The sequence below is a fragment of the Pseudomonas sp. LBUM1674 genome (assembly GCF_059695635.1).
Window position 1 is genome coordinate 626,678 of record NZ_CP166779.1, and the last position, 13,350, is coordinate 640,027.

At 60.7% G+C, this 13,350-nt stretch carries 10 protein-coding genes and 1 pseudogene; 3 read left to right on the forward strand and 8 right to left on the reverse strand.

What is annotated here, in order from left to right:
• Positions 1 to 175: 175 nt before the first annotated feature.
• The 8 genes and pseudogenes from ACA067_RS02845 to ACA067_RS02880 all read right to left on the reverse strand — a co-directional run bounded on the left by ACA067_RS02845 (position 176) and on the right by ACA067_RS02880 (position 10,682).
• The gene (locus tag ACA067_RS02845) at positions 176 to 1,390 is read right to left on the reverse strand and encodes a DUF3426 domain-containing protein (protein ID WP_497460529.1); all 1,215 of its coding nucleotides are present in this window, start codon (positions 1,388 to 1,390) and stop codon (positions 176 to 178) included.
• Positions 1,391 to 1,420: 30 nt separating this feature from the next.
• A complete protein-coding gene (gene prmA, locus ACA067_RS02850; protein WP_497460530.1) occupies positions 1,421 to 2,299 on the reverse strand; it encodes a 50S ribosomal protein L11 methyltransferase in 879 nt (292 codons plus the stop codon).
• A gap of 330 nt (positions 2,300 to 2,629) precedes the next feature.
• Positions 2,630 to 3,988, reverse strand: a complete 1,359-nt coding sequence (gene accC / locus ACA067_RS02855) for an acetyl-CoA carboxylase biotin carboxylase subunit (RefSeq protein ID WP_084319199.1) — start codon at positions 3,986 to 3,988, stop codon at positions 2,630 to 2,632.
• Between the two features lie 17 nt (positions 3,989 to 4,005).
• A complete protein-coding gene (gene accB / locus ACA067_RS02860; protein WP_054044024.1) occupies positions 4,006 to 4,467 on the reverse strand; it encodes an acetyl-CoA carboxylase biotin carboxyl carrier protein in 462 nt (153 codons plus the stop codon).
• Between the two features lie 48 nt (positions 4,468 to 4,515).
• Positions 4,516 to 4,968 (reverse strand): type II 3-dehydroquinate dehydratase, encoded by a 453-nt coding sequence (gene aroQ, locus ACA067_RS02865; RefSeq protein WP_017336343.1) that lies wholly within the window; start codon positions 4,966 to 4,968, stop codon positions 4,516 to 4,518.
• 141 nt (positions 4,969 to 5,109) lie between these two features.
• Positions 5,110 to 6,849: a protein-disulfide reductase DsbD gene (locus ACA067_RS02870; RefSeq protein WP_497460531.1), complete on the reverse strand. Its 1,740-nt coding sequence runs from the start codon at positions 6,847 to 6,849 to the stop codon at positions 5,110 to 5,112.
• 160 nt (positions 6,850 to 7,009) lie between these two features.
• Positions 7,010 to 7,519: pseudogene (locus ACA067_RS02875) on the reverse strand (methyl-accepting chemotaxis protein); the annotation flags it as partial.
• Positions 7,520 to 9,011: 1,492 nt separating this feature from the next.
• Positions 9,012 to 10,682: a diguanylate cyclase gene (locus ACA067_RS02880; RefSeq protein WP_497460532.1), complete on the reverse strand. Its 1,671-nt coding sequence runs from the start codon at positions 10,680 to 10,682 to the stop codon at positions 9,012 to 9,014.
• A 288-nt stretch (positions 10,683 to 10,970) separates the two neighbouring features.
• Between ACA067_RS02880 and ACA067_RS02885 the strand changes: the two genes are divergently transcribed.
• The 3 genes from ACA067_RS02885 to ACA067_RS02895 all read left to right on the forward strand — a co-directional run bounded on the left by ACA067_RS02885 (position 10,971) and on the right by ACA067_RS02895 (position 13,169).
• On the forward strand, positions 10,971 to 12,038 hold the full coding sequence (locus ACA067_RS02885; RefSeq protein WP_497460533.1) for a DUF2333 family protein: 1,068 nt from the start codon (positions 10,971 to 10,973) through the stop codon (positions 12,036 to 12,038).
• A gap of 3 nt (positions 12,039 to 12,041) precedes the next feature.
• On the forward strand, positions 12,042 to 12,614 hold the full coding sequence (locus ACA067_RS02890) for an NUDIX hydrolase (RefSeq protein ID WP_497460534.1): 573 nt from the start codon (positions 12,042 to 12,044) through the stop codon (positions 12,612 to 12,614).
• A 183-nt stretch (positions 12,615 to 12,797) separates the two neighbouring features.
• Positions 12,798 to 13,169: a translation initiation factor Sui1 gene (locus ACA067_RS02895; protein WP_150744004.1), complete on the forward strand. Its 372-nt coding sequence runs from the start codon at positions 12,798 to 12,800 to the stop codon at positions 13,167 to 13,169.
• Positions 13,170 to 13,350 lie beyond the last annotated feature (181 nt).

Here is a 13,350-nt window from a genome sequence, read left to right on the forward strand (position 1 = left end):
TGTTGTGGGGCCGGATCATGAGACTTCGAAAAAGGGTTGGCATGATACCCGCTCTCGATGACTGGATAAAGGCTGAATTGAACAAAATCTGAACAGTGATTCTGTTATTGCCAGCGGTTTGGTACGAGCGGTCAAAGTCAGAAATATGCCGTCAAAGCCGTAACACTGAACCGTTTCACTCGGGTGAATGGAAGCTCAGGCTGTAATTCACCGCTTTGGAGCCTGGATCGAGAATATCCAGCGCGATGTGGATCGGCGTTTGCGGAGGCATCTCCGCCATCCCTTCAAGATCACCATTGAGGTACTCGCCAGGCTTGAAGCGACGGCTGGCGATCAGGTGGCCGTTGAGGTCGGCAAAACGCAACTCCAGCAGCGGGAAAGGCTGGGAGAAGGTGGCGCGGTTGTAGATGATCGCATCGACCACCAGTGCACCGCTGAAGTCCGGGTGGCTGCGCACCACCAGGTTGCTGCTCTTGATTTTCGCGATGTCGACTTTGGACGGCACGGTGCAGCCGATTTGCGGGCACGCCTGCTGGAACCACGGTCGGTACTGGTCCTGGCGCGCCAGTTCATCGAAGTGGTAGGCAATGTACTGGCCGGCGAGGGCGGCGGCGCCGAGCAGGATCAACAGTAGCCAGAAAAGCCGGCGGCCCCAGGGCGATCGGCGTTTTTGCCAGTCGAGTTGCAGCGGATCGACAGTCAGGTCCTGCAGGACTTCGGCGCGTACCGCCGGGTCGCTGCGTTCGCGCCGCTTGCGCAGGGGCTCGATCGAGGGCAGGTTGTCGTCGATCTCCTCGGTGGCCGACAGGCGTTCGTGATGGATCGGAGCATCGAGTGGATCGTGCAGGCGCAGCTTCGGCGGCTCGTCGTCGAAGTCGACGGGTTCCAGGGACAGCGAAGGTTCGGTGCGCGAGAGTATGCCCGTCTCGATCAGCGGTTCTGGCGGGACGGTGGTTTCGGTCGCCTGCGCGCGATCGGCGGCCGATTCGCTGAACAGGCTGTCGGACCATGGATCTTCGACGTGCTCGGCGGTATCCCGGCGAGCGCTCAGGCTGTCTGCGCGATGGCGAACAAATTCCGTTGTCGGCTGAATTTCCCGCTGTTCGAGGCGGGCGAGTTCTTCATCCAGGTCGAGGCTGTCCAGGTCGAGCTCGGCGGCGCTCCATTGCTTCTGGCTGATGGCTCGCGGCTGCGGTGTCTTGACGATGGCCGGGGCAACCGGCGTGACTGCTTCTTTGCCAGCCCGTTGCTCAAGTAGCTGCTTGGCGGCGTTGAACACCTGCAAACACGAACCGCAACGAACGACTCCGCGGGCCACGCTCAATTGAGAGTGGCTGACACGGAAGCTGGTTTGGCAATGCGGGCATTGAGTGACGAAGCTGTCGGTCATGCGGCAATCCGGTTTATGCAGAGGCTCATTCTAGCGCCGACGGCCGGTAATACGCACCCAGCCATCGCGATTGGCGATCGGGTCCAGGTCGAAGTCCCGGGCGTAGGCGTTGGCAACGTCTTCACCTTGTTCGGCGAGGATGCCCGACAGCGCCAGGCGACCGCCCGGCTTGACCAGGCTGGACAATTGCGGCGCCAGGGAAACCAGCGGCCCGGCGAGGATGTTGGCCACCAGCACATCGGCCTGAACCTGGGGCAGATCTTCCGGCAGATACAGCGGGAACAGCTCTTCGGCAATGTTGTTGCGCCCGGCGTTATCGCGGGAGGCTTCCAGCGCTTGCACGTCGATGTCGGTGCCGACGGCTTCCCTGGCACCCAGCAGCAGGGCGGCAATGGCGAGAATCCCCGAGCCGCAACCGAAGTCCAGCACGTTGCAATCCTTGAGGTCCTGACCGTCAAGCCATTCCAGGCACAGCGCGGTGGTCGGGTGCGTGCCGGTGCCGAACGCCAGGCCCGGGTCCAGCAGCAGATTGACGGCGTCGGGTTCCGGCGCGGCGTGCCAGCTCGGGACGATCCACAGGCGCTGACCGAAACGCATTGGCTGGAAACCATCCATCCAGCTGCGCTCCCAGTCCTGGTCCTCAATGACTTCGCTGTGATGCTCGGGCAGCGGGCTGCCGGTCAGCAATTCAAGATGAGCGAGCACGGTGGCGGCTTCGGTGCCGCCTTCGAACAGGGCCAGCAGGTGCGTGTGCGACCACAATGGCGTGGTGTTGAGTTCCGGTTCGAAGATCGGCTGATCTTCGGCGTCCATGAAGGTCACCGACACGGCGCCCACTTCGAGGAAAGCGTCTTCGTAGGTTTCGGCTTGTTCTGGGCTGATGGCGAGACGGACTTGCAGCCAAGGCATGGCGGGCACCTTTGAAAAATATTGATTGCAGCCTAGCGGGCTGCGAGAAGCGCGCAAGTTTACGCGAGCGCGCGGCGTTTGTGGGAGCCGCTTGAACTGCATTCACCGCGCAGTTCCTGAATGATCCAGGACCCCTGTGGGAGCGAGCTTGCTCCGGGCGGCGTTCCGACGATGACGGCATGCCAGGCAACATTAATTGCGAATGTGATGGCCTCATCGTCGGAACGCCGCCCGGAGCAAGCTCGCTCCCACAGGGGATGTGTGTTGCTCGATGACACATGCAGAAACAACAAAGCCGCCCGAAGGCGGCTTTGTTGATCGGGCTAAAGCTTAGTGCTTGTCGCCTGCCAGCTTGTGTTCCAGGTAGTGGATGTTGATTCCACCTTTGCAGAAGCCTTCATCGCGAACCAGGTCGCGGTGCAGCGGGATGTTGGTCTTGATCCCGTCGACAACGATTTCGTCCAGTGCATTGCGCATGCGCGCCAACGCTTCGTCACGGGTTGCGCCGTAGGTGATCAGCTTGCCGATCAACGAATCGTAGTTCGGCGGAACGGCATAGCCACTGTACAGGTGCGAATCGACGCGAACGCCGTTGCCGCCTGGTGCGTGGAAATGCTTGACCGTGCCTGGGCTCGGCATAAAGGTTTTCGGGTCTTCGGCGTTGATCCGGCATTCCAGCGCGTGACCGCGGATGACCACGTCATCCTGGGTGTACGACAGCTTGTTGCCAGCGGCGATGCTGAGCATCTCCTTGACGATGTCGATGCCGGTGACCATTTCCGAAACCGGGTGCTCAACCTGAACGCGGGTGTTCATTTCGATGAAATAGAACGCGCCGTTCTCATACAGGAACTCGAAGGTACCGGCGCCACGGTAGTTGATGTCAATGCAAGCCTTGACGCAGCGAGCGAGGACTTCAGCGCGTGCTTTCTCGTCGATGCCCGGTGCCGGTGCCTCTTCCAGAACCTTCTGGTGACGACGTTGCAGCGAGCAATCGCGGTCGCCCAGATGGATGGCGTGGCCCTGGCCGTCGGATAGGACCTGGACTTCCACGTGACGTGGGTTGGTCAGGAACTTTTCCAGATAGACCATCGGGTTGCCGAACGCCGCGCCCGCTTCGGAGCGGGTCAGTTTCGCCGAGGAGATCAGGTCTTCTTCTTTATGCACGACGCGCATGCCGCGACCACCGCCGCCGCCAGCGGCTTTGATGATCACCGGGTAACCGACTTCGCGACCGATGCGCAGCGCGGTTTCTTCGTCTTCAGGCAGCGGGCCATCGGAACCCGGAACAGTTGGAACGCCGGCAGCGATCATGGCGTGCTTGGCCGATACCTTGTCGCCCATCAGGCGAATGGTGTCGGCTTTCGGGCCGATGAAGGCGAAGCCGGAGTTCTCCACCTGTTCGGCGAAGTCGGCGTTTTCCGCAAGGAAACCGTAGCCTGGGTGAATGGCGGTAGCGCCAGTCACTTCAGCCGCGGCGATGATGGCCGGAATGTGCAGGTAAGAGTGGGCGGCCGATGCCGGACCGATGCAGACGGATTCGTCTGCCAGGCCCAGGTGCATCAGTTCCTTGTCGGCCTTGGAGTAAACGGCGACAGTCTTGATGCCCATTTCTTTGCAGGCGCGCAGGATCCGCAGGGCGATCTCACCGCGGTTGGCGATCAGAACTTTTTCCAACTTCGCAGTCATCAAAGGCTCTCCGCGGTTCAAACGATGGTGAACAGCGGTTGGTCGTACTCAACCGGCTGGCCGTCTTCGACGAGGATGGATTCGATCACACCGCTGGTTTCAGCTTCGATGTGGTTCATCATCTTCATGGCTTCTACGATGCACAGGGTGTCGCCTTTCTTCACGGTCTGGCCGACTTCAACGAAGGACGGCGAGGACGGCGAAGATTTGCGATAGAACGTGCCGACCATAGGCGAACGGGCAACGGTGCCGTTCAGCACGGGTGCGGCCGGAGCAGCAGGAGCGGCAGCAGCAACCGGGGCAGCAGCAACAGGCGCTGGTGCAGGAGCATGCATTGGAGCGGGTGCGTAGTATTGCTGGGCCGGAGTCTTGCTGTGGCGGCTGATGCGTACGGACTCTTCGCCTTCCTTGATCTCGAGCTCATCGATGCCGGACTCTTCCAGCAATTCGATTAGTTTCTTAACTTTACGGATATCCATGAATCATCAACTCCCAAGGGTCGGTCAGGGGCGTTTAACGCTTGTTGTTCAAGCCGTTGCCTGTCTTTCAAGCTGCTCTAGTGCGGCCTCCAGGGCCAGTCGATAACCGCTGGCGCCAAGGCCGCAGATCACTCCCACCGCTACATCGGAGAAGTAAGAGTGATGGCGGAAAGGTTCGCGTTTGTGCACGTTAGACAAATGCACTTCGATGAATGGGATGCTCACCGCCAGCAGCGCGTCACGTAATGCGACGCTGGTGTGCGTAAAAGCGGCCGGGTTGATCAGAATGAAGTCCACACCTTCGCTGCGGGCAGCGTGGATGCGGTCGATCAATTCGTACTCGGCGTTGCTTTGCAGGTGTAGCAAATGGTGGCCGGCTTCACGGGCACGGCGTTCCAGGTCCTGGTTGATCTGCGCCAGTGTCGTAGCGCCGTAGGTGCCCGGTTCACGGGTGCCGAGCATGTTCAGGTTGGGTCCGTGCAGAACCAATAGCGTCGCCATCTGCTGTTCCTTGTGATCTGTGTGCAATTGTCAGAACCCGGCGACTATGCCGCAAAGCCTTTGTGACTGTCCAGTTCTATGCAATAGCCCGCACGATGGCCGATGTTTGCGCGAAATATATGACCGGGGTATTAAATCCGGTCATTTGCTTTTGCCGCGCGCTTGCGCAACACGTTCGGCGAAGTCCGCTGCGTTGATCTCGCCGATCACCCGCGCATCGACCTGTTCGGTGCCGTCTTTGCCGAAAAACATCAGCGCTGGCGGGCCGAACAGTTTGTAGCGGTCGAGAAGGGCACGTTGCTCGGCATTGCTTTCGGTGATGTCGAAGCGAATCAATCGATAGCCCTTGAGCCGTTCCATGACCGTGGCATCGTTGAGCACCTGGTGTTCGATGACTTTGCAACTGATGCACCAGTCGGCGTACCAGTCCAGCAGCAACGGGATACCGGAGGACTTGGCTTCGGCGAGTACGCGATCGAGCTCTGCCGGGGTGCTGATGGTTTGCCAGGCGCTGCTGCCCTGCGCTTGCTCACTGTTGGTGACAATGCGCGGCTGGCCGATCGGATTGAGCGGATCGGTCTGGCCACTGAATGCGCCATACCAGCAGGCCAGCGCGTAAAACAGCAGGAACATCCCGAGTAATTGCCCCAGGCGTTTTCGAGGAGGTTTGTAGACGAACTCCAGCGCGCCCATGAACAAACCGACACCGCCGGCGAGCAAACCGATCAGCAGCAGAGTGATCTGGCCCGGCAACACCCGACTGAGAAGACCGATCGCTAACCCCAGCAACAATACCCCGATCGCGTTTTTCACATAGATCAGCCATGGCCCGCTTTTCGGCAGCCAGGCAGCGCCTCCGGTAGCCACCAGCACTAACGGTGCGCCCATGCCGAGGCCAAGCATGAACAGTTTCAAGCCGCCGCCGAGTGCATCGCCGCTTGCACTGATGTACAGCAGCGCACCAGCCAGTGGCGCCGATACGCAAGGCGAGACCAGCAGGCTGGAGACTACGCCAAGTACCGCCGCACCCCACAACGAGCCGCCTTCGGTGCGGCCGGCGATTCGGTCGAGTCGACTGCTGATGGCGTGCGGCAGCTTGAGTTCGAATGCCCCGAACATTGCCAGGGCAAACAGCGCAAAGAACGTCGCGAACGGCACCAGCACCCAGGCCGATTGCAGGCGCGCCTGGAGATTGAGCTGCGCACCAAACATGCCCATCAACGCACCGAGCAGGGCGAAACAGATGGCCATTGGCAACACGTAGGCCAGGGACAGATTGAAGCCGCGTAAACCGCCGACCTGGCCGCGCAACACCACGCCGGAAAGGATCGGCAGCATGGGCAGTACGCAGGGCGTGAACGTCAGACCCACACCGGCGAGGAAGAACAGGGCGAGTTCCCGCCAGCCCCAGCTCGTGGCGCCAGCGGCGCCCTCTATGTCCAGGCGCTCGGTCTCGGGCGGATAGCACAGGCCTTTATCGGCGCAGCCCTGATAGGTAACAGCCAGCGTGAAGGCGCGTTGATCGATGCGCGGCACCTCTACCTCGAGAATGCCGTGGTAGACCTCGACATCGCCAAAATACTCATCGTGCTTCTGTTCGCCCTTGGGCAGTTGCGGGGCGCGGAGGCCGACATCGGCAGGTTCGGCGCGAAACTGGAAGCGGTGGCGGTAGAGGTAGTAACCCTCGGTGGCGACGAAACGCAGTTTGATCGATTGCGGCGTGGTTTCTACCAGGCTCAGTTGAAAGGCTTCGCGTACCGGCAGGAAGTCGGCGCTGTTGTTGATCGCGCCCAGGGTGGAACTGGGCCGACTCTCCAGCAAACCGGCGGCGGAGGCCGGCAGGGCGAGCACAAAAAGCAGCAGGCAAAGCAAACGGCGCATGACAGTCTCGCGTGTCGAAAGTGAGGGCATGATAGCGGACGTCGGGCGGGTGTGCAGAACGGGAAATGTGTGGTGAACGGGCTGACGTCATCGCGGGCAAGCCCGCTCCCACAGGGTCATGCGCGGTCCATGTGGGAGCGAGCCTGCTCGCGAAAGCGGTCTATCTGACGCGGAAGGCTTGGACGGCGGTATGCAGCCGTCCGCCTAGCACCAAAAGATTCTCCCCTTGCTCGCGCCCTTGGCCAATGCGCAGCAAGTTATCCCCACCCAACTGGTGAATCCGCTCACTGTGATCGCGGATTTCACTGACAGCGCCGCTCTGCTGGGCGGTCACATCGGCGATGCGCACGGCGGTTTCGGAAATGGTCTGGATCGCCCCGACGATTTTATCCAGCGCGCCGTCAGCCGCTTGCGCCTGATTGGCGGTGGCTTCGGCGTGGTCGACCTGGGCGCGCATGCCTTCCACCGATTGCCGCGCGGCGGTTTGCAGGCCGGCGATCAAGGTTTGAATCTCTGCGGTCGCCCGGGCAGTGCGTTGCGCGAGCGAGCGAACCTCTTCGGCCACCACCGCAAACCCACGACCCATTTCTCCGGCACGGGCCGCTTCGATGGCGGCGTTAAGGGCCAGCAGGTTGGTCTGGTCGGCAATTGAACGGATCACCGTCAGCACGCCACCGATGGTTGCCGATTCCTCGGCCAAGTGTTCGATCATCTGCGCGTTGCCCTGCACTTCACCCACCAACGCATGCAGCCCGGTGAGGCTCAGGCCGATGACTTTCTGCCCGTGCTCCACCGCCAGTCCGGCATGTCGACTGGCGTCGGCGGCCCGGCTGGCATCGCCGGCGACTTGTTGAATGGTCGCCTCCAGTTCGCCGAGGGAATCGCGGATCAGTGCCGTGTCGCCGGCCTGATGCTCGGCGCCGCTGTGCAGGTCGTTGCTCAACTCCGCCAGGGTGCGGCTACTGCCGGCGACCTGCTCGGCGTTGAGGCGAATGGTGCCCACCAGATCCACCAGATAAGCCCGCAGACGATTGAGCGAGGCTTGAATGTCATGCAGTTCGCGGTTGGTCTTGCCCAATTCAATGTCCTGGCTGAAATCGCCCTCGGCCCAGGTCGACAGGGCCGGTGCCAGATTGGTCAGGGTCCGGGCCAGGCGTCGTTGCAGGGTATCGATCAGCAGCGCGATCAGCAGAATCAGGCCGATCATTACCCCCTGCATCAGTCGCACTTCGCTCTGGATTTGCCCGTGCTGGGCACGGACCACCGGTTCCAGCCCTGCGATGGCCTGCTGCACGGCGGCGATTTTCAGGTGAGTGGCGACGCTGAGGTCGGCGCGTTGGCGAATCTGTTCGCGGGTGCGGGCAAGTTCCGAAGGATAGCGGGTCAACAGGTTATTGAGTTCACGCTTGAGGCCGACGCCAGCCTCTTCGGCGACCGCTTTTTCGGAGTTCTCCAGGCCCATCATGGCGGCGAAATCATCCGTGTTCGATTGACTGCTGGTGGTGATGCCCAGCAGTGGCAAGGCGTCCAATTGTTCGGCTTGAGTGCGCAGGTTGCTGACTTCGCGCTCGACATCGGCGGCCAGTTCGCTGCGACCGCTGCTGACCAGCTTCTCCCGGGCCAGCGACAGTTTGCCCAAGTGCTGGGACGCGGCGAGCAATGGTGTCAGGTAAGCCGCATTAACGCTGGCGTACTGGCTCAGCTGATCAAGGCTGGCCCCCAATTCGCGTTCGGCCTGCAGCAGCAGAGCCTGTGGATCGCCCGCGAGCTTACCGGCAGCCAACAGGTCGGTTTTGCTGAATTCATCCAGATTCGACAGGCTCGGGCGCAAGGTATCGGCCAATGCCGGCGGCAACTCACCCAGTTCCTTTTGCAGGCGGTCGATGGCTTGGCCGCCGCTGCTCAGGCGCAGGGCATCACCGCTGGCAAGGTAATCTTCGATGTTGCGCGCGACGTCATCCTGAAATTGCCGGGACAGGCCCAGGTAGCGCTCCATCAATAGATAGGGACGTTCCAGGGCCTTTTGCGACCACCACAGAGTGGCGCCAAGGGCCACGCACACGGCGACTAACAGGAGGGTATTGAGATTGGTCAGCAACTTCAGGCGCATCGCGGGACTACCAACGGCAGACTGGTAAGTGCCTGAAGTTATTGCGTTTGTGTTACAGGGTTATGACCGATTCGGTCGATTCCGCTGAAAAGGTGGCACTTTGCTTTGATGTTCGCACTGCCTGTACGCGGTTGCGTCCGGCATGTTTGGCGCGGTACAGCGCCTCGTCCGCCTGGCTGGCCATCATCAGGCCGTCGCAGTTTTCGCACAGCTCGACTACCCCGGCACTGAAGGTGCACCAGAGGTCCTGCGGCTGGGCCGGGTAATGAATTTCGGCGAAACGCTGACGGATTTCTTCGAGCACTTTGTAAGCCGATTCGAGGTCGGTGTCCGGCATGACGATGGCAAACTCTTCACCCCCATAGCGGCCGATGAAGTCGGTCTTGCGCAAGCGTTGCTTGAGGAACAGTGCCAGGCTTTTGATCACACGGTCGCCCATGGGGTGACCGTGGCTGTCGTTGACCCGTTTGAAGTGGTCGATGTCGAGCATTGCAAAGCTCAGGGGCTTGCTTTCACGATGGGCGCGGAAGCTGCAATCTTCGAGCAGTTGCAGGATGTGGGTGTGGTTGTAGAGGCCGGTGAGGCTGTCGCGAACCATCCGCGCCTTGAGGTTGCGCGCCCGCGCCGCGCGATTACGCACGGTGGTGATCAAATGTCGGGGCTTGATCGGTTTGGTCAGAAAATCGTCACCGCCCTCGCTCATGGCGTCGAGTTGCTTGTCCAGATCGTCTTCGGCGGACAGGTAGATGATCGGCACGCTGACGTAACGATCATTGTGGCGGATCACCTTGGCCAATTCAGTCCCGGTGCAGGCCGGCATATACATGTCGAGGATGATCAGGTCCGGCTGGAAGTCTGCCAGCTCGGCCATTGCCTGAATCGGCTCGAGCAGCGTCCGTGTGACGATCCCGGCGCTGTTGAGCAAGCGTTCGGTGTGCAACGCCTGGGCGCGGGAGTCATCGATGATCAGCACTTTATAAGGTTCGTACTGGGCGACGCAGGTCAGGACTTCGATTTTCTCCAGCAGACTCGACGCCTCGAGGGTGCCGGTCAGGAACTCCTGGCCACCGGCGCGCACCGCGGCGAGGCGTGTCGGCGTGTCGGTTTCCTGCTGGCTGAAAAACAGCAGCGGTAATGGTTCATCCAGGCCGATCTGGGCTTCGGCAGCCAGTTTCAGGCCGATGCCGGCGCCACTGAAGTCCACGTCCATGACGATCGCCGCGGGCAAGCGCTCGACCATCGATGAGCGAAATGCCGCCACGCTGTCCAGGGATTGGGCGCTGAGCCCGAAAAACTCCAGCTGTCTGGCCAGACGCTCGGCGCGGTCGTGATCCTGCAACATCACATAGATTGGCTTGCGCAACGGTGGCAGGAAGGTGTGTTCGAGCTGATCGCCATGGCGCAGGCCGGTGCGCGACAAGCGCTGCATCAAGTGATTGAGGTCATTGATCAGACCGCTGCTCAGGCGTCCGCGATTGGCGTAGACCGCCTGCAGCGACTGGCCGATGTGGCGCGCCAGCCGGGTATGTTCCGGTTGTTCGAAGCGCTCGGCGAAACGTAGCAGGCGCAGATTGGCCTCGCTCAGCTCCGATAAGTCAGTGTTGGACCACTCATTGCGTTGCAGGCGCTGCCATATTTCGAGAATTTGACGTGCCTGATGAATCACCCGCTGGGCAAAGTGGTGCTTGAGGCGCTCACGGCTGGGGTCTTCTGGCTCGGTCATATCCTGACTACTGGGTAGGGTGCATGCTGAGATCGACTGGTGGCTCTATGCTAGCATCTCTTTTCAATGGCATCAGTGTCGTCCATCAATAATCTGTAAAGCGACCTCATTCAGTTTCTGGCCGACTGGTCGGATAGGCTGGCGGCTGTGCTTCATTTATAGTGGCCGCTCGATCGCGCTCGTTGTATGGCTCGTCGCACGCGCCGGATTTAATGCGCGGCAAACGAGGCACGATGGCGTAGGGTTGTGGTCGAACCGATGAACTCAAGTGATTGAAAGGATATCGCCATGCTGGACTGGAAGAACCGCGCGGGCAGCGCGCCTGAACGTGCCGCTGAACCGAAATCGGCCACCCGCAGTTATTTTGGCGGCCTGTTGTTCAGCCGGGCGTTGGCCACGCTGATCGGCCTTTACCTGCTGGTTGCGATTGCGCTGGGTTGGTACTGGAGCCAGGAACCTGCGCTGTTCCCGGTTCAACAGAATGCCCAGGTGGCTGCCGAGAAAGAAGGCAAGCAGATGGTCATCGGCTATACCACGGTGGAAACGCTCAAGACCGTCGCCGATACCTTGCTGACCAAACCAGGCGGTTATATTTCCAATGACCGTTTCCCGCCGGGCCTGTGGATGGATAACACGCCGAGCTGGGAATATGGCGTGCTGGTCCAGGTCCGTGACCTGAGCCGTGCGCTGCGAAAGGACTTCGCCCGCTCCCAGTCGCAGTCCACCGAAGACGCCGACCTGGCCAAGGCCGAGCCGCGTTTCAACTTCGACAATAGAAGCTGGGTGCTGCCCTCCAGTGAGTCTGAATATCAGGAAGGGATCAAGTCCCTGAGCCGTTATCAGGCACGCTTGTCCGATCCGAGTCAGAAAAGCGCATTGTTTTACGCCCGCGCCGACAACCTGAACAACTGGCTGGGCGATGTCGGCACCCGCCTGGGTTCGTTGTCGCAAAGGCTGTCGGCCAGCGTTGGCCGGGTCAAGCTCAATACCGCGTTGAAAACCGAAGTCGTCGCGCCCGGTCAGGTACCGCAGGTCGACGAAGAAATCGTCGAAACCCCGTGGATGCAGATCGACAACGTGTTCTACGAGGCCCGTGGCCAGGCTTGGGCGCTGTCCCATCTGCTGCGCGCCATCGAAGTAGACTTCGCCGATGTACTGGCCAAGAAAAACGCCACGGTCAGCGTGCGCCAGATCATTCGTGAACTGGAAGCCTCGCAGGAACCGGTCTGGAGCCCGATGATACTCAACGGCAGCGGCTTCGGTGTGCTGGCCAATCACTCGCTGGTCATGGCCAATTACATCTCCCGGGCTAACGCCGCAGTCATCGATTTGCGTCAGTTGCTCAATCAGGGCTGAGTCATGGTTGATAGCTCCATCGATAGCTCCATCGATAGCCTGCGCGAGGCCGCCCATCGCGCGGCCTCGGATGCCGAACAGATCGCCTGGGTCGACGAGCAGGACAACCTGCTCGGTGCCCTGGTCCGTTCCGAGCTGCGCGAGCGCGGGCTGATCGGTCGTGGCACCTACATCATGCTGTTCAATTCCGTCGGTGAACTCTGCGTGCATCGGCGCACCCTGAGCAAAGCGATTTATCCCGGCTTTTGGGACGTGGCGGCGGGGGGCATGGTGCTCGCCAGCGAAACCTACGCCGAATCGGCTGCCCGGGAGCTGGAAGAAGAGTTGGGTGTGAGTGGCGTGGAGCTGATCGCCCATGACCACTTTTACTTCGAGGACACTGGCAATCGGCTCTGGTGTTCAGCCTTTTCGGCGGTGTGGGATGGCCCCTTGATCCTGCAACCGGAAGAGGTGCTCGAAGCGCGCTTCATGCCCATCGATCAGGTCATGCTGGAAATCCAGCAGAAGCCTTATTGCCCGGACTCTCTGGCGGCCTTGCAGCGCTATCTTCGGGCTCGTGGGCCGGACGTCGCATAAGCGGCATAAATTGGCGCCGATTGGCTCTTAGCAAGTCGGCTTTTTGCCGTTACACTGCGCGACCTTTTCAAACTGAACCGGTATTGCTTGCCGGTTCAGTAGCGCTGCCCCTGCCTGAGTGGGGCTTCGCGGTCGATGGCACACCTGCCGCGACCAGTCTTTGTCCTCCCAAGAGGATTGCCGGTGGCCAAAAAAGCCGCATCCTTCGCCGCCCTTGGTGGCCTGGTATTTTCCACCGACGCAGGTCGTCATTGCCCGGATTGCAGTAAACCGGTGGATGCCTGCATCTGCAAACAGACCGTTATCCCGGCCGGCGACGGCATCGCTCGCGTGCGTCGCGAAAGCAAGGGGCGTGGCGGCAAGACGGTGACCACCATCACCGGCGTGCCGTTGAACGAAGACGCGCTCAAGGACCTGGCGACCACGTTGAAAAAACGTTGTGGTACCGGCGGGGCGTTGAAAGACGGAATCATTGAAATCCAGGGCGATCATGTCGAGCTACTTTTGGCCGAACTGATCAAACACGGTTTCAAGGCGAAGAAGTCCGGCGGCTAGCAGCTTCTGTGAAAACCACCCTCGGCTTGATCCGGTCCTGACAGCAGGCCTGGCGTCGTCCACATGGTTTTCACAGAGCCTGTTCTGACCGGTTTCTAAACTCACCGCGATCAGCGAGGTCTATCCCCTCGTTGACGAACCGTCATTTTCATTCTTTAGACTGCGCCGGCCTGAACCCAGG